The sequence below is a fragment of the Pseudomonas sp. NPDC089918 genome, assembly GCF_050280605.1.
Lineage (GTDB): Bacteria > Pseudomonadota > Gammaproteobacteria > Pseudomonadales > Pseudomonadaceae > Aquipseudomonas.
Genome location: NZ_JBNNVP010000003.1, coordinates 220,404 through 235,874 on the forward strand (window position 1 = coordinate 220,404; position 15,471 = coordinate 235,874).

Genomic DNA, 15,471 nt, shown 5'->3' on the forward strand with positions numbered 1-15,471 from the left:
CATAGACAATACACCCGAAACCTGTGGGAGCGACCTGTGGCGAGGGGGCTTGCCCCCGTTTGAGTGCGTAGCACTCACAAGATCTTTGATACATCAGAGATTTTGGGGGCTGCTTCGCAGCCCAACGGGGGCGAGCCCCCTCGCCACAGGTCGCTCCCACAGGGGGATGGAGGTTAGTTGTCGTAACCCAGGTTAGGCGCCAGCCAACGCTCGGTCACGCTCAATTCCTGACCCTTGCGCGAGGTGTAGCTCTGCACCTGATCCTTGTCGATCTTGCCCACGGCGAAATACTGCGCCTGTGGGTGAGCGAAGTACCAGCCGCTGACCGCTGCCGCCGGGAACATGGCGTAGTGCTCGGTGAGGAACACGCCGCTGCGGCCGGCTTTGAGCTCTTCCGCTTCCGGGTCCAGCAGCTTGAACAGCGTGGCTTTCTCGGTGTGATCCGGGCAGGCCGGGTAGCCTGGAGCAGGGCGGATGCCGGTGTATTGCTCTTTGATCAGCGCCTCGTTGTCGAGCGTCTCGTCCTTGGCGTAGCCCCAGTAATCTTTACGCACCTGTTGGTGCAGCCACTCGGCACAGGCCTCGGCCAGGCGGTCGGCCAGGGCCTTGACCATGATCGAGTTGTAGTCGTCGCCCGCATCCTGATAGGCCTTGGCCACTTCTTCGGCGCCGATCCCGGCGGTGGTGATGAAGCCCCCCACATAGTCGGTCACGCCGCTGTCCTTGGGCGCAACGAAGTCGGCCAGGGAGAAGTTCGGTTTGCCATCAGTCTTGATGATCTGCTGGCGCAAGTGATGCAGCTTGGCCAATGGCTTGCCGTCATCGCCGTAGACTTCGATGTCATCGTCGCGCACCTGATTGGCCGGCCAGAAACCGAACACCGCTCGGGCGCTGATGAGTTTTTCGTCGATCAGCTTGGCGAGCATTTCCTGGGCATCGGCGTACAGCGCGGTGGCGGCTTCACCGACCACTTCGTCCTTGAGGATGCGCGGGAATTTGCCGGCCAGGTCCCAGGAGATGAAGAACGGCGTCCAGTCGATGTATTCGGCCAGCACCTTCAGGTCGATGTTGTCCAGCACCTTGGCGCCAGTGAACGTCGGTTTGACAGGTTCATAGCTGCCCCAGTCGAACTGCGGCTTCTTGGCGATGGCCACCGGGTAGCTCAGGCGCTCGGTACGGGCGCTGCGGTTGGCGGTGCGCTCGCGAACGTCGATGTATTCCAGGCGAGTCTTCTCGACGAAACCGGCCTTCAATTCCTTGGACAGCAGTTGCGTCGCCACGCCCACAGCGCGGGAGGCATCGGTGACGTAGATCACTGCGTCGTTGCTGTATTTCGGCTCGATCTTCACCGCCGTGTGCGCCTTGGAGGTGGTCGCGCCACCGATCATCAGCGGCAGATGGAAGTCCTGACGCTGCATCTCGCGGGCCACGTGAACCATTTCGTCCAGCGAAGGCGTGATCAAACCGGACAGGCCGATGATGTCGCATTTCTGTTCTTTGGCGACTTGCAGGATCTTCTCTGCCGGCACCATCACGCCAAGGTCGACGATGTCATAGCCGTTACAGCCCAGCACCACGCCAACGATGTTCTTGCCGATGTCGTGTACGTCGCCCTTGACCGTGGCCATCAGGATCTTGCCCTTGGCTTCCGGCTTGTCGCCTTTTTCCAGCTCGATGAACGGGATCAGGTGGGCCACGGCCTGCTTCATCACGCGGGCGGACTTCACCACTTGCGGCAGGAACATTTTACCGGCGCCGAACAGGTCGCCGACGATGTTCATGCCGGACATCAGCGGGCCTTCGATCACTTCGATCGGGCGCGCAAAGGACTGACGCGACTCTTCGGTGTCTTCCACGATGTGGGTGGTGATGCCCTTGACCAGCGCATGCTCCAGACGCTTGTTGACGTCCCAGTTGCGCCACTCTTCGGTCTCGGCTTCCTTGACGCTGCCGTCGCCCTTGTACTTGTCGGCGATGGCGAGGAGGGCGTCGGTGCCTTCCGGGGTGCGGTTGAGGATCACGTCTTCGACGGCGTCGCGCAGCTCGGCCGGAATCTGGTCGTAGATCTCCAGTTGGCCGGCGTTGACGATACCCATGGTCAGGCCGTTGCGGATCGCATACAGCAGGAACACCGAGTGAATTGCCTCACGCACCGGGTTGTTGCCACGGAACGAGAACGACACGTTCGACACGCCGCCGGAAGTCAGGGCGTACGGCAGTTCGTCGCGGATGTAGGCGCAGGCGTTGATGAAGTCCACAGCGTAGTTGTTGTGTTCTTCGATGCCGGTGGCCACGGCGAAGATGTTCGGGTCGAAGATGATGTCTTCCGGCGGGAAGCCGACTTCGTTGACCAGAATGTCGTATGAGCGTTTGCAGATTTCTTTCTTGCGCGCTTCGGTGTCGGCCTGGCCAGCTTCATCGAAGGCCATCACCACCACCGCGGCGCCGTAGCGCTTGCACAGTTTGGCGTGATGAATGAACTGCTCGACGCCTTCTTTCATGCTGATCGAGTTGACGATGCCCTTGCCCTGGATGCACTTGAGGCCGGCTTCGATCACTTCCCACTTGGAGGAGTCGATCATGATCGGCACGCGGGAGATGTCCGGTTCACCGGCAATCAGATTGAGGAAGGTCACCATGGCCTTCTTCGAATCGAGCATCCCTTCGTCCATGTTGATGTCGATCACCTGGGCGCCGGCTTCGACCTGCTGCAGGGCGACTTCCAGGGCTTCGGTGTAGTTGTCTTCACGGATCAGACGGGCGAATTTGGCGGAACCGGTGATGTTGGTGCGCTCGCCGACGTTGACGAACAACGAGCTGCGATCAATGGTGAACGGTTCCAGGCCCGACAGGCGGCAGGCCTTGGGGATGTCCGGAATCTCGCGCGGCGCATAGCCGGCCACCGCTTTGGCGATGGCTTCGATGTGGCCCGGCGTGGTGCCGCAGCAGCCGCCGACGATGTTCAGGAAGCCGCTTTGGGCGAACTCTTCGATGACCTTGGCGGTTTGGGCCGGCAGTTCGTCGTACTCGCCGAATTCGTTCGGCAGGCCGGCGTTCGGGTGCGCGGAAACGTGGGTGTTGGCCTTGTTCGACAGTTCTTCCAGGTACGGACGCAACTCGCTGGCCCCGAGGGCGCAGTTCAGGCCGACCGAAATTGGTTTGGCGTGGGCCACGGAGTTCCAGAACGCTTCGGTGGTCTGACCCGACAGTGTGCGGCCGGAGGCATCGGTGATGGTGCCGGAGATCATGATCGGCAACTCGACGCCCAGTTCTTCGAACACGCCTTGCACGGCGAAGATCGCCGCTTTGGCATTGAGGGTATCGAAGATGGTTTCGATCAGGATCAGGTCGGCACCGCCTTCGATCAGGCCTTTGGTGGCTTCGGTGTAGTTCTCCACCAGCTCATCGAAGGTCACGTTGCGGTAGCCAGGGTTGTTGACGTCGGGCGACAGCGAGCAGGTGCGGCTGGTCGGGCCGAGTACCCCAGCGACGAAACGCGGCTTGTCCGGGTTCTCGAGAGTTTTCGCATCGGCAATCTTGCGGGCCAGGCGAGCGCCTTCTACGTTCAATTCGTAGGCGAGTTCCTCCATGCCGTAATCGGCCATGGAAATCCGGGTGGCGTTGAAGGTGTTGGTTTCCAGAATGTCGGCGCCGGCGTCCAGATAGGCCTTCTCAATGCCGCCAATCACGTCGGGGCGGGTCAGCACCAACAGGTCGTTGTTGCCTTTGACATCGCTCGGCCAGTCGGCGAAGCGTTTGCCACGGTAATCCTGCTCCTCGAGCTTGTAGCTCTGGATCATCGTACCCATGCCGCCATCGAGAATCAGGATGCGCTCTTTGAGGGCGTGCTTGAGAGCTTGAAGGCGAACGCTGCGATCGGACATTTGGACTACTCGGTAAGGCCATGACGAAGGGCCGGAATGATAACAAACCTGTGCGCTTTTGGAGCATGTACGGGTTTTGCATGAATATCGCTCATGTTGGTGCGCAGGCCAGACCGGTAGAATCGCGGCGTTTTCTCATGATCAGGACCAGGGATATGTCGTATCGCGTCGTCACCAGCCTATTGATGCTGTTTTTAAGCGGGGGCGCCGCTGCGCAAGGACCAGACATTTCCTACGTCCGGGACATCCAACCGATCTTCACTGAAAAGTGCGTGGCCTGCCATGCCTGCTACGACTCCGCCTGTCAGCTCAATCTGGGCAGTGGTGAAGGGGTGGCCCGAGGTGCAACCAAGGCGCCCGTTTATGATGGCGAACGCAGACAGGCCGCAGCGCCGACCCGACTTTTTTATGACGCCTTTGGCAAACGCGCCTGGCAGCAAAAAGGCTTTTATTCGGTGCTCGACGCCCAAGGCAGTCAGGCGGCGCTGATGGCGCGCATGCTCGAACTGGGCCACAAAACCCCGTTGCAACCCAACGCCAAATTGCCGGAAGACATCGTCCTGGGCCTGAACCGGGAGAACATGTGCGCCATGCCGGCGGAGTTCGACGGCTATGCCAGCTCCCACCCCAAAGAAGGCATGCCGCTGGCGGTCACCGGCCTGACCGATCAGCAATACCAGACATTGCAACGCTGGCTGGCCTCCGGCGCGCCGATCGATGAGCAGGGCTTGGTGCCCAGCGCCAAGGAAGCGTTGCAGGTGGTGCAGTGGGAAAACCTGCTCAACGCGCCGGGTGCCCGGGAAAGCCTGGTGGGACGCTGGTTGTTCGAGCACTGGTTTTTGGCGCACCTCTATTTCAAGGACGGCGAGCCGGGGCATTTCTTTCAGTGGGTACGTTCGCGCACACCGACGGGCCAGCCCATTGATTTGATCAACACTCGCCGTCCGAATGACGATCCGGGCACTCAGGTCTATTACCGTTTATGGCCGGTGCAAGGCGTGATCGTGCACAAGACCCACATCACCTATCCGCTCAGCGCGGCGAAGATGGCGCGGATCAAAAGCCTGTTCTACAGCGGCAACTGGCAGGTCAACGCGCTGCCGGGTTATGGGCCGGAACGACGGGCCAATCCGTTTACGACCTTTGAGGCCATCCCGGCTCAGGCGCGTTACCAGTTCATGCTCGATAACGCCGAGTACTTCGTGCGCACCTTTATTCGTGGCCCGGTCTGCCGTGGCCAGATCGCCACCGACGTGATCCGCGACAACTTCTGGGCGCTGTTCCAGGCCCCGGAGCATGACCTCTATATCACCGACCCGAATTATCGCGGCCAGGCCACGCCGTTGCTGGCGATGCCAGGGCAGAACGATGACGTCGGCAGTGTCCTGAGCCTGTGGCGCGACTACCGTGACAAACGCAACGAATACGAGGCCCTGCGCCGGGACAGCTACGCCGACCTGCCAGCCCCGAGCTGGTCGACCCTGTGGGCCGGCAATGACAACGCGCTGCTGAGCATCTTCCGGCATTTCGACAGCGCCTCGGTGAACAAAGGCCTGATCGGTGACGTTCCGCAAACCATCTGGCTGTTCGATTACCCGTTGCTGGAACGCACGTATTACCAGTTGGCAGTCAACTTCGATGTATTTGGCAACGTATCCCATCAGGCCCAGACCCGGCTGTACTTCGACCTGATTCGCAATGGTGCCGAGCAGAACTTTTTGCGTCTGATGCCGGCCGACTCACGGGACGGCTACCTCGACGATTGGTATCAGAACGGCGGAAAGCTCAAGATGTGGCTGGATTACGAGTACATCGACAACGACAAACCCACGGCACTGACGCTGGACGAAAAGGACCCGAAACGCGATTTCGCCCTGCAATTGCTGGCCCGGTACGGCGAACTCAATGCCAACCCCGACCCGATCAACCGCTGCGACGGTGCCTACTGCTCGCGGCCGAACATCGATCTGGCATTGCAGAACGCCGAACAGGCCTTGAGCCGCCTGACTTCACGTCCGTCTGCGGGGCTGAAGGTCATCGATCAATTGCCAGAAGCCACGATGCTGCGCATCGAGACTCAAAGCGGCAAGCGCGGGGTCTATAGCCTGCTGCGCAACCGGGCCCACAGCAACGTGGCGTTCCTGCTGGGGGAGTCGCGGCGCTATCAGCCGGGGCTCGATACGTTGACAATTTATCCGGGTGTACTCAGCAGCTACCCGAACTTCATGTTCAACATTCCAGCCGGCCAAGTGCCCGCTTTCGTTGATGCGATGGAAATCGCGAAGGACGCGGCCAGTTTCGAGAAAATCGTCGAACGCTGGGGCATTCGCCGCAGCCATCCGCAGTTCTGGCAATATTTCCATGATCTGAGTCGCTATATCCACGACACCGACCCTGTGGAAGAGGGCGTGCTGGACATGAACCGCTACGAGAATCTTTGATGCACGGAATTTAGAGGTGTCTGCGATCCAGTGTGGGAGCGGGCTTGCTCGCGAAAGCGGTGTGTCAGGCAACATCAATGTTGACGTTGCCGCCGCCTTCGCGAGCAAGCCCGCTCCCACATTGGATCAGCTGTGCTTTCCCGACAAAAATACTAGGACTTTGTCCGGCGCGATGATTGGCGTAAACTGCGTCCAAGCCTGCGAGGAGTTTCCATGACCGCTATTACCATTACCGACGCCGCCCACGATTACCTGGCTGATCTGCTTTCCAAGCAGAACACCCCGGGTATCGGTATCCGCGTCTTTATCACCCAGCCTGGCACCCAGTACGCCGAAACCTGCATTGCCTACTGCAAGCCGGGCGAAGAAAAACCTGAAGACACCGCGCTGGGGCTTAAAAGCTTCACCGCGTACATCGATCACTTCAGCGAAGCCTTCCTGGACGATGCGGTAGTCGACTACGCCACCGACCGCATGGGCGGCCAACTGACCATCAAGGCGCCAAACGCCAAAGTACCGATGGTCAACGCCGACAGCCCGGTCAACGAGCGTATCAACTACTACCTGCAAACCGAAATCAACCCGGGGCTGGCCAGCCACGGCGGTCAGGTCAGCCTGATCGATGTGGTTGAAGACGGCATTGCCGTGCTGAAATTCGGCGGCGGTTGCCAAGGCTGCGGCCAGGCAGACGTCACCCTGCGCGAAGGCATCGAGCGCACCTTGCTCGAGCGTATTCCCGAGCTCAAGGGCGTTCGTGACGTGACCGACCACACGCAGAAAGAAAACGCCTACTACTAAGGTGTTCGCTGCGACATAAAAAAACGGTGCCCGTGAGCACCGTTTTTTTTGATCGTTCCCACGCTCTGCGTGGGAATGCCTCAACGGACGCTCTGCGTCTGCTCTTGGGACGCGGAGCGTCCCGGGCTGCATTCCCACGCAGAGCGTGGGAACGATCATCTCAGGGTCTGTAGAGGTGCGCATGCCCCGCGCGATACAGCGACGATTCACTGAAGTGATCGCTGCCCAACACCCGGCCCACCAGAATCAGCGCCGTGCGGCGAAATCCCTTGGCTTGAACCTTCTCGGCAATATCCGCCAGCGTCCCCACGACCCAGTCCTGATCCGGCCAGGTCGCCCGATGAATCACCGCGATCGGGCAATCGGCGCCGTAGTGCGGCAGCAATTCAGCAAGGATCTTCTCCAGATGATTGACCCCGAGGTGGATCGCCATGGTCGCCCCATGCTGCGCCAGACTGCCCAGCTCTTCACCGGCCGGCATCGCGGTCTTGTCGGCGTAGCGGGTCAGAATCACGCTTTGTGACACGTCCGGCAAGGTCAGTTCAGCACCCAAAAGCGCCGCGCAGGCGGCGGTGGCGGTGACGCCGGGAATGATTTCAAAAGGGATGTCGAGTTCACGCAAATAGCGAATCTGCTCGCCAATCGCGCCGTACAGGCTCGGATCACCGGAATGCACCCGGGCCACGTCCTGGCCGTTGGCATGGGCGGTCTTGATCAGCTCGATGATCTGTTCCAGATGCAATTCGGCGCTGTTGACCACCTGTTCGGCCCGGTGGCCCTCCAGCACGGCGGCGGGCACCAGGGAGCCTGCATAGATGATGACCGGGCAGCTACGAATCAGCCGTTGGCCTTTGACGGTGATCAGTTCCGGGTCGCCGGGGCCTGCGCCAATGAAGTAGACGGTCATCGTCGTTTCCTGTCAGAAAAAGGGTATGGGCACGCTTCAGATGAAGATTGCTCATGATCGAAGGCGGGGATTATCGGGGATTTTACGCGGCGCTGGCCAATGCAAGGGTGGCCTGGGCGTATTTTTGTCGTGGAATCAGCAACTTTGCCGGTGCCTGAGCCAATTGTTCGGCCAGTGCCAGCGCGGCACTTTCCGCTACGCCGTAACAGCCGGTGCGTTCGAACGCGATGTCCGAGTGGTGGCTGAGTTGCGGTTCATAACCGGCCAATTGTTCGCTGCTGAAATACATCAACGGCAATGCCAGTTGTTCGGCCAGTTCGATCAGGGCGGGTTCTTCGCGCTTCAGGTCGATACTGGCCAGGGCCTTGATCTCACGGAGCTCGATTTGATGGGCCTGTAACGCTTGATCAAGCAGCGCCCGCAGCGTGCTGACGGGGCAGCCGCGCTGGCAGCCCAGGCCGACCACCAGGGTCGGCGCTGCGCTGACGTCTGTCATGCGGAGTATTGGCCATCGCTTTTGCGGCGGAACAACCAGGCGCTGATCAGGCCCAGGGCCAGCCAGAACGCCATGTTGGTCAGCTGCGAAGCGATTTTGAACTGCGCTTCCAGGGCTTGCGGAGCGAGCATGGAGTGCACTTCCGGTTGTGGCGCGCCGATGACGTGCGGAGCGGCCAGAATCGCCACGCCGAGGATCTTCATCAGCCAGTGGCGGCTGAACACGATCAGCGCGATGCCGACAGCGGTGGACGCGGCAGTGCCAATCCACCAGATCTGCCGTTGCGCCAGATCCGCCGCGGCAGTGCCCGGCAGCTCAGGTGGCAGGCCGAGGGTTGGCGCCAGCACGAACGTCGCGTAACCCGCCAGGCCCCAAAGCAGGCCCTGAGAGGTACGGCGTGGAGCGCGCAAGGTGTAGAGGCCCGCGAGCATCAGGGCGAAACCGACCGCCACCACCAGATTGCCGCCGGTGGTCGACAGCACGCGCTGCCAGCCGTCTTCAGGCTCCCAGGCTTCGGCATCGTGGGTGTGAGCGGTGACAGCTCCCGCGGCGTGCTCGTGGATTTCAACCGCGGCCGGCTCGGATTTTTCGTAGGTCTCGGCCTGCAGAATCAGCGGAGCCACCCAGAAGCTTTGCAGCAGGGTCAGCAGCAGGGCGGCCAGCAGCCCGGTGAAACCTGCGGTTTGCGCAATACGCTTGATCATGTCAGCAGGTCTCAATGGCACGGGAATGCGGCGCTGTGACGGGTATCGTGCGCGGCGTTGTGCACCGCTTCGATGTGCGAGAAACCGGCGAAATACACAAGGCTGGCGCCAAGAATCGACGCACAAAAAGCGGCGGTCAGGCGTTGGCTCAGGGTAGTGGTGGTGCTGATCGTGCTCTTTTTATCGGTGTTGCTGCCGGTGCTGCTGATGATCGACATGGCGCTTCCCTCTGGTCTGTCAGCGGGTGAATAGAGCGCATGAAAACCTCCGTACGCCGGGGCACGCAGAGATTTCGAACAGCGCCCGCCCACCGCGGGTTTGTTATTCAGTGAACGTAAGAGTCACTTTGTGTTGCGGGCCGGTCTCCGGGCTCGCGAGGGGCAGGGCTTGTGCCCAAACCTGCAAGCATCACCTTCCCATGCCGTATGACGGGCACAGTGGATCTGACGCTTCACTCGCTTACCGTTGCGGGGGCAGCACCGGACTGACATGGCTTTAGAGTAAAGCACATGATTCACCGGTTTCCCGTTTCACCCTGTGAAGGGCACCCGTAACAAGGCGTGTAGGAGAGCATGGGCGGGGGTTGGGCGTCAATTGGCATGGGTTCTCACTTCTGTGGCGAGGGGGCTTGCCCCCGTTGGGTTGCGAAGCGACCCCTTGCATTCTTTCAGCCACACCGAGTTGTCAGGATCTACGACGGCTTCGCCGCCGAACGGGGGCAAGCCCCCTCGCCACAGGTGATCGCATTCTCCTATAGGACATTGACCCGCCCCCACACGATGCGTAGCCTTGCGCTTTCGAGGTTCTTCGGCGTCTGCCGAAGCTAAGAAGGGAACGCGGTCGATGCCGCGGCTGCCCCCGCAACTGTGAACGGTGATGTTCGCTGCCACGCCACTGCAAGCCCTGATCCATCAGGTTCGCGGGAAGGCGCAGCAAACGCCAGTCGAACGATTGGCACACCGTCAGCCAGGAGACCTGCCTCGATACAGATTCTCACTACAACCGGGCGGGGTGATCCGGTGGCGGAACTCTTGCGCGCGTGCATCCGCCGCTGCGATTGTCGTCCCGTATGCCCGCCACCTTGCCAAAGGGCATCCGATGAAAACACTGGCCAAACTCCCCGTCACCATCGTTACCGGCTTCCTCGGCTCGGGCAAAACCACTTTGCTGCGCCACATGCTCGACAACGCCCAGGGCCGTCGCATCGCAGTGATCGTCAACGAGTTCGGCGAGCTGGGCATCGACGGCGAAATCCTCAAGCAGTGCTCGATCGGTTGCACCGAAGAAGAAGCCAACGGCCGCGTTTACGAACTGGCCAACGGCTGCCTGTGCTGCACGGTTCAGGAAGAATTCTTCCCGGTGATGCGCGAACTGGTCGCGCGGCGCGGCGACCTTGACCATATCCTGATCGAAACTTCGGGCCTGGCCCTGCCAAAACCGTTGGTTCAAGCCTTCCAATGGCCAGAAATCCGTAGCGCCTGCACGGTTGACGCGGTGATCACCGTGGTCGACAGCCCGGCCGTCGCTGCTGGCACCTTCGCGGCGTTCCCGGATCAGGTCGATGCCCAGCGCAAACTCGACCCGAACCTGGACCACGAATCGCCGCTGCACGAGCTGTTCGCCGACCAACTGGCCAGCGCCGACCTGGTGATCCTCAACAAGGCCGACCTGATCAGCGCTGAAGACCTGGCCCGCGTGCGCCTGGAAGTCGCCGAAGAACTGCCGCCAGCGGTGAAAGTCATCGAAGCCAGCAGCGGTCGTCTGCCACTGGACGTGCTGATCGGCCTCGGTGCCGGTTCTGAAGAACACATCGACAGCCGCCACAGCCATCACGATCATCACCATGAAGGCGAAGACGACCACGACCACGACGCATTCGATTCCATCTCGATCGAGCTGCCACAAGCCGACGAAAGCCTGCTGATGGATGCACTGACTCAATTGGTGGTCCAGCACGGCATCCTTCGGGTCAAAGGTTTTGCAGCTGTGCCGAACAAGCCGATGCGCCTGCTGATCCAGGGCGTGGGCACGCGTTTCGACAAGCACTTCGACCGTCAGTGGGGCGCTGAAGAAGCACGCACCACGCGTCTGGTGTTGATCGGTCAGGATCTGGACGCCGCTGCGCTCGAAGCGCAATTGCGCGCTGCGCTCAGCGTTTAAACCATGCACCTGCTCAGGACCCAGCCCGGCGGTTTCGTGTCGGATGACAACATCGCCGACCTTGGACAAACTCCCGCCGAGCTGGTGATCCTGTGCAGCGGCGATTCCAGCCTGGCGTTGCTCGCCGAAGCGGCGCAGCAGTTGCCCGACGATTACCCGAGCGTACGCCTGGCCAACCCGATGCAGGTGCAGAATCACGCCTCGGTCGATCTCTACGTCGACGAAGTGCTGCGCCACGCCAAGGTGATTCTGATCTCGCTGCACGGCGGCATCGCCTATTGGCGTTATGGCATCGAGCGTCTGGTGGAATTGTCCGAGCGCGGCGTGCAGCTGATTCTGGTGCCGGGGGATGATCGCCCGGACCCGGAACTCAGTGACCTGAGCACCGTAACCGCGCAAGACCGCGACCGGCTCTGGCACTTCCTGCGTCAGGGCGGCATGGCCAACGCACTCGACCTGTTTCGCTGCCTCGCCAATCGCTGGCTGGATCGCGACTACTCATGGTCCGAGCCGCAAACCCTGCCACGCACGGCGATTTACCATCCGCACAAAAGCCCCGCTGAGTTGAGCGATTGGCAAGCCGACTGGCAAGCTGATCAGCCGGTGGCGGCTGTGCTGTTTTACCGCTCGCATTTGCAGGCGGCGAACACTGGTTTCATCGATATTTTCTGCCAGCGTTTGCAGGCGGCGGGGTTGAACCCATTGCCGATTGCGCTGGCCAGTTTGAAAGAGCCCGGCTGCCTGACGGTGGTCGAGGACTTGCTGGATGAAGTCGAGGCGGGGGTGATTCTCAACACCACCGGTTTCGCCCAATCCAGCCCCGAAGCGCCGCATCTTCGACCGTTTCGCCGCAATGTTCCGGTGATCCAGGCGATCTGCGCCCAGGACAATGAACCCGGTTGGCGCGCCAGCGAACAAGGCCTCGGCCCCCGCGACCTGGCGATGCACATCGCACTGCCGGAGCTGGACGGGCGGATCATCAGTCGGCCGATCAGCTTCAAGGATCTGGCCTGGCGCAGTGAGCGCAGTCAGTCCGACGTGGTCTGCTACCGGCCGCAACCTGAGCGCATGGATTTTGTCGCCAAACTGGCGCGGCGCTGGATCGATCTGGCGCGAGTGCCCAACGGCGAAAAACGCATCGCCCTGATCCTCGCCAACTACCCGACTCGCGATGGGCGCATCGGCAACGGCGTCGGCCTCGATACTCCGGCTGCGGCATTGAACATCCTCCGTGCCCTGCACGCCGAAGGTTATCCGCTGCCGGCCGACTTGCCGGACAGCGGCACCGCGCTGATCCAGCAATTGCTCGGCGGCGTCAGCAATGACCTCGACACCCTCGACCAGCGTCCCTGTCATCAAAGCCTCGCGCTGGACGACTACTACCTGATGTTCAACGCCTTGCCCGAGGCCAATCGCCAAGCCGTGCTGGAGCGTTGGGGCTCGCCCGAAAGCGATCCAATGTTCCGTGGCGGACGAATGATGATTGCCGGTCTGCGCTTCGGCCTGACCTTTGTTGGCATTCAACCGGCCAGGGGTTATCAGGTAGACCCGAGTGCTGTGTATCACGACCCCGACCTGGTGCCGCCTCACGGCTATCTGGCGTTCTACTTCTGGTTGCGCAACACCTACGGCGCTCATGGCGTGATCCATGTCGGCAAGCACGGCAACCTCGAATGGCTGCCGGGCAAAGGCGTCGGGCTGTCGGAAAACTGCTGGCCGGATGCGTTGCTCGGGCCGCTGCCGAACATCTATCCGTTCATCGTCAACGACCCGGGCGAGGGCGCCCAGGCCAAACGCCGTACGCAGGCTGTGATCATCGATCACCTGATGCCACCGCTGACCCGCGCCGAAACCTACGGTCCGCTGCGCAATCTCGAATTGTTGGCCGACGAATATTACGAAGCGCAATTGCTCGATCCGCGCCGCGCCCGGGAACTGCAGCGCGAAATCCTGCAACTGGTGCGCGACACGCACATCGACCGTGAACTGCAACTGGACGAGAAACTCGACAGCGATGCCGATGCGGCGATCTGGTTGCCGCGTCTGGACACGTACCTGTGCGACTTGAAGGAGTCACAGATCCGCGACGGCCTGCACGTGTTTGGCGAGTCGCCAGCGGGGCGGTTGCGCATCGACACCTTATTGGCCTTGCTGCGTATTCCTCGCGGCGATGGACGAGGGGCGCAATCGAGCTTGCTGCGGGCGCTGGCCAAGGCGTTTGTGTTGGGTTTCGATCCGCTGGATTGCGTTTTGGCCGAGACCTGGAGCGGACCTCGACCGGAGGCATTGCTGTCGGTCAGCGATGAACTTTGGCGTACGGCGGGGGATACCCGTGAACGTCTGGAGCTGTTCGCCGCGCAGCTGATTGAACAGACTTTGAGTCCCGAGGTCGAGCTACTGAACCATCCTCAAGCCATGCCCGGCCGCGGCGGGAGCGAGCCACTGTGGCGAGGGAGCTTGCTCCCGTTGGGTCGCGAAGCGGCCCCAAAAAATGGGACTGCTGCGCAGTCCAACGGGAGCAAGCTCCCTCGCCACAAAGGCCCGCTCCCACAGGAGGCAGGTTGGTCTGAAGTGAACGCCATCATCGACAGCCTGCGCGAAGTCGTTGCCCCACGTCTGGACGCCTGCGGCCCAGCGGAAATGCGCGGCCTGCTGGACGCCCTCAGCGGTCGATTCGTCCCGGCCGGGCCTAGCGGTGCGCCGAGTCGCGGCCGTCTGGACGTGCTGCCCACCGGGCGCAATTTCTATTCGGTGGATGTGCGCAACCTGCCGACCACTACCGCGTGGCGCATCGGTTTTCAGTCCGCGAACCTGATTCTTGAGCGGCACTTGCAGGACCACGGCGATCACTTGCGGCAGCTCGGTCTGTCGGTCTGGGGCACCGCGACCATGCGCACCGGCGGCGATGACATCGCCCAGGCCATGGCGCTGATGGGCGTGCGTCCGGTCTGGGCGACTGGCAGCCAGCGGGTCGACGACTTCGAAATTCTTCCGTTGAGTTTGCTGGACCGCCCACGGGTGGACGTGACCTTGCGCGTCTCCGGATTTTTCCGCGATGCCTTTGCCAACCTGATCCGGCTGTTTGACGCCGCCGTGCAAGCGGTCGCCGCGCTGGATGAACCGGATGATCTCAACCCGTTGGCGGCCAAGGTCCGCGCTGAGCGGCAAGCGTTGCTGGAATCCGGTCTGGATGATGACGCTGCGCGGCGGCAAGCCGGCTGGCGCATCTTCGGGGCCAAACCGGGTGCTTACGGAGCAGGCGTGCAGGGCGCCATCGACGGTCGTCTGTGGCAAAGCCGCGACGACCTGGCCGAGGTTTACCTGAACTGGGGCGGCTACGCTTACGGCGGCTCTGACGAAGGCACCGCCGCCCGCGAGCAGTTCGCCCAGCGTCTGAGCCAGGTGCAGGCGGTGCTGCAAAACCAGGACAACCGCGAACACGACTTGCTCGATTCCAACGACTATTACCAGTTCCAGGGTGGCATGCTGGCGGCCGTCGAAAGCCTCAGCGGTGAAGCGGCGGCCAGTTATCACGGCGATCACAGTCAGCCGGACTTGCCGAAGATTCGCACGTTGAAGGAAGAGCTGAACCGGGTGATCCGTTCCCGAGCGGCCAATCCGAAATGGATCGACGGGGTCAAGCGTCATGGCTATAAAGGCGCGTTCGAACTGGCGGCGACGGTCGATAACCTGTTTGCGTTCGACGCCACCACGCAGTTGATCGACGACCACCAATATGCGTTGCTGGCGGATGCCTATTTGCTCGATCCAGCGACCCGGGAGTTTGTCCGCGCACACAATCCCCATGCCTTGCGCGACATGACCGAACGCATGCTGGAAGCGCAGCAGCGGGGGATGTGGAAAGAACCGGGTGAGTACCGCGAGGCGCTGGAGAATTTGTTGTTGGATATAGAAGAAGACGGGTAAATCTGTGGCACCGCTAACCTGCGGATCGTTCCCACGCTCCGCGTGGGAATGCAGCCCGGGACGCTCCGCGTCCCTTCCAGAGCCGAACGCGGAGCGTCCGTTGAGGCATTCCCACGCAGAGCGTGGGAACGATCACACCACCGACCACAATGAG

9 protein-coding genes and 2 riboswitches are annotated in these 15,471 nt (G+C 61.5%); of the genes, 4 read left to right on the forward strand and 5 right to left on the reverse strand.

What is annotated here, in order from left to right; translation table 11 throughout:
- Positions 1 to 173 precede the first annotated feature (173 nt).
- Entirely contained in the window at positions 174 to 3,884 is a 3,711-nt protein-coding gene (gene metH, locus ACQKPC_RS03835; RefSeq protein WP_192343738.1) for a methionine synthase, read from the reverse strand.
- 155 nt (positions 3,885 to 4,039) lie between these two features.
- On the opposite strand from metH, the gene ACQKPC_RS03840 reads away from it, so the two are divergent.
- Together ACQKPC_RS03840 and nfuA are read left to right on the forward strand one after the other, a co-directional pair.
- The gene (locus tag ACQKPC_RS03840; protein ID WP_427623167.1) at positions 4,040 to 6,325 is read left to right on the forward strand and encodes a fatty acid cis/trans isomerase; all 2,286 of its coding nucleotides are present in this window, start codon (positions 4,040 to 4,042) and stop codon (positions 6,323 to 6,325) included.
- A gap of 213 nt (positions 6,326 to 6,538) precedes the next feature.
- A complete protein-coding gene (gene nfuA, locus ACQKPC_RS03845; RefSeq protein ID WP_008011019.1) occupies positions 6,539 to 7,123 on the forward strand; it encodes a Fe-S biogenesis protein NfuA in 585 nt (194 codons plus the stop codon).
- Between the two features lie 160 nt (positions 7,124 to 7,283).
- Here nfuA and cobM read toward each other — a convergent pair whose 3' ends face one another.
- From cobM to ACQKPC_RS03865, 4 genes are all read right to left on the reverse strand, one after another.
- Complete coding sequence (gene cobM, locus ACQKPC_RS03850; protein ID WP_427623168.1) at positions 7,284 to 8,030, reverse strand: precorrin-4 C(11)-methyltransferase; 747 nt, start codon at positions 8,028 to 8,030, stop codon at positions 7,284 to 7,286.
- Positions 8,031 to 8,112: 82 nt separating this feature from the next.
- A complete protein-coding gene (locus ACQKPC_RS03855; RefSeq protein WP_007898224.1) occupies positions 8,113 to 8,526 on the reverse strand; it encodes a cobalamin biosynthesis protein in 414 nt (137 codons plus the stop codon).
- On the reverse strand, positions 8,523 to 9,230 hold the full coding sequence (locus ACQKPC_RS03860; RefSeq protein ID WP_427623169.1) for a CbtA family protein: 708 nt from the start codon (positions 9,228 to 9,230) through the stop codon (positions 8,523 to 8,525). The genes ACQKPC_RS03855 and ACQKPC_RS03860 overlap by 4 nt, the downstream gene beginning before the upstream one ends.
- Positions 9,231 to 9,241: 11 nt before the next feature.
- Positions 9,242 to 9,448: a CbtB domain-containing protein gene (locus ACQKPC_RS03865; protein WP_008066925.1), complete on the reverse strand. Its 207-nt coding sequence runs from the start codon at positions 9,446 to 9,448 to the stop codon at positions 9,242 to 9,244.
- Positions 9,449 to 9,569: 121 nt separating this feature from the next.
- Positions 9,570 to 9,797: riboswitch (cobalamin riboswitch) on the reverse strand.
- Positions 9,798 to 10,013: 216 nt separating this feature from the next.
- Positions 10,014 to 10,227: riboswitch (cobalamin riboswitch) on the forward strand.
- A 101-nt stretch (positions 10,228 to 10,328) separates the two neighbouring features.
- On the opposite strand from ACQKPC_RS03865, the gene cobW reads away from it, so the two are divergent.
- Together cobW and cobN are read left to right on the forward strand one after the other, a co-directional pair.
- Positions 10,329 to 11,390, forward strand: a complete 1,062-nt coding sequence (gene cobW, locus ACQKPC_RS03870; protein ID WP_007898232.1) for a cobalamin biosynthesis protein CobW — start codon at positions 10,329 to 10,331, stop codon at positions 11,388 to 11,390.
- A gap of 3 nt (positions 11,391 to 11,393) precedes the next feature.
- On the forward strand, positions 11,394 to 15,317 hold the full coding sequence (gene cobN, locus ACQKPC_RS03875; RefSeq protein WP_427623170.1) for a cobaltochelatase subunit CobN: 3,924 nt from the start codon (positions 11,394 to 11,396) through the stop codon (positions 15,315 to 15,317).
- Positions 15,318 to 15,471 lie beyond the last annotated feature (154 nt).

What these genes read in the sequence shown, in the direction of transcription:
- cobN (WP_427623170.1), top strand. Translation starts at nt 11,394, where the DNA reads ATGCACCTGCTCAGGACCCAGCCCGGCGGTTTCGTGTCGGATGACAAC.
- nfuA (WP_008011019.1), top strand. Translation starts at nt 6,539, where the DNA reads ATGACCGCTATTACCATTACCGACGCCGCCCACGATTACCTGGCTGAT.
- ACQKPC_RS03840 (WP_427623167.1), top strand. Translation starts at nt 4,040, where the DNA reads ATGTCGTATCGCGTCGTCACCAGCCTATTGATGCTGTTTTTAAGCGGG.
- ACQKPC_RS03865 (WP_008066925.1), bottom strand. Translation starts at nt 9,448, where the DNA reads ATGTCGATCATCAGCAGCACCGGCAGCAACACCGATAAAAAGAGCACG.
- ACQKPC_RS03855 (WP_007898224.1), bottom strand. Translation starts at nt 8,526, where the DNA reads ATGACAGACGTCAGCGCAGCGCCGACCCTGGTGGTCGGCCTGGGCTGC.
- metH (WP_192343738.1), bottom strand. Translation starts at nt 3,884, where the DNA reads ATGTCCGATCGCAGCGTTCGCCTTCAAGCTCTCAAGCACGCCCTCAAA.
- cobW (WP_007898232.1), top strand. Translation starts at nt 10,329, where the DNA reads ATGAAAACACTGGCCAAACTCCCCGTCACCATCGTTACCGGCTTCCTC.
- ACQKPC_RS03860 (WP_427623169.1), bottom strand. Translation starts at nt 9,230, where the DNA reads ATGATCAAGCGTATTGCGCAAACCGCAGGTTTCACCGGGCTGCTGGCC.
- cobM (WP_427623168.1), bottom strand. Translation starts at nt 8,030, where the DNA reads ATGACCGTCTACTTCATTGGCGCAGGCCCCGGCGACCCGGAACTGATC.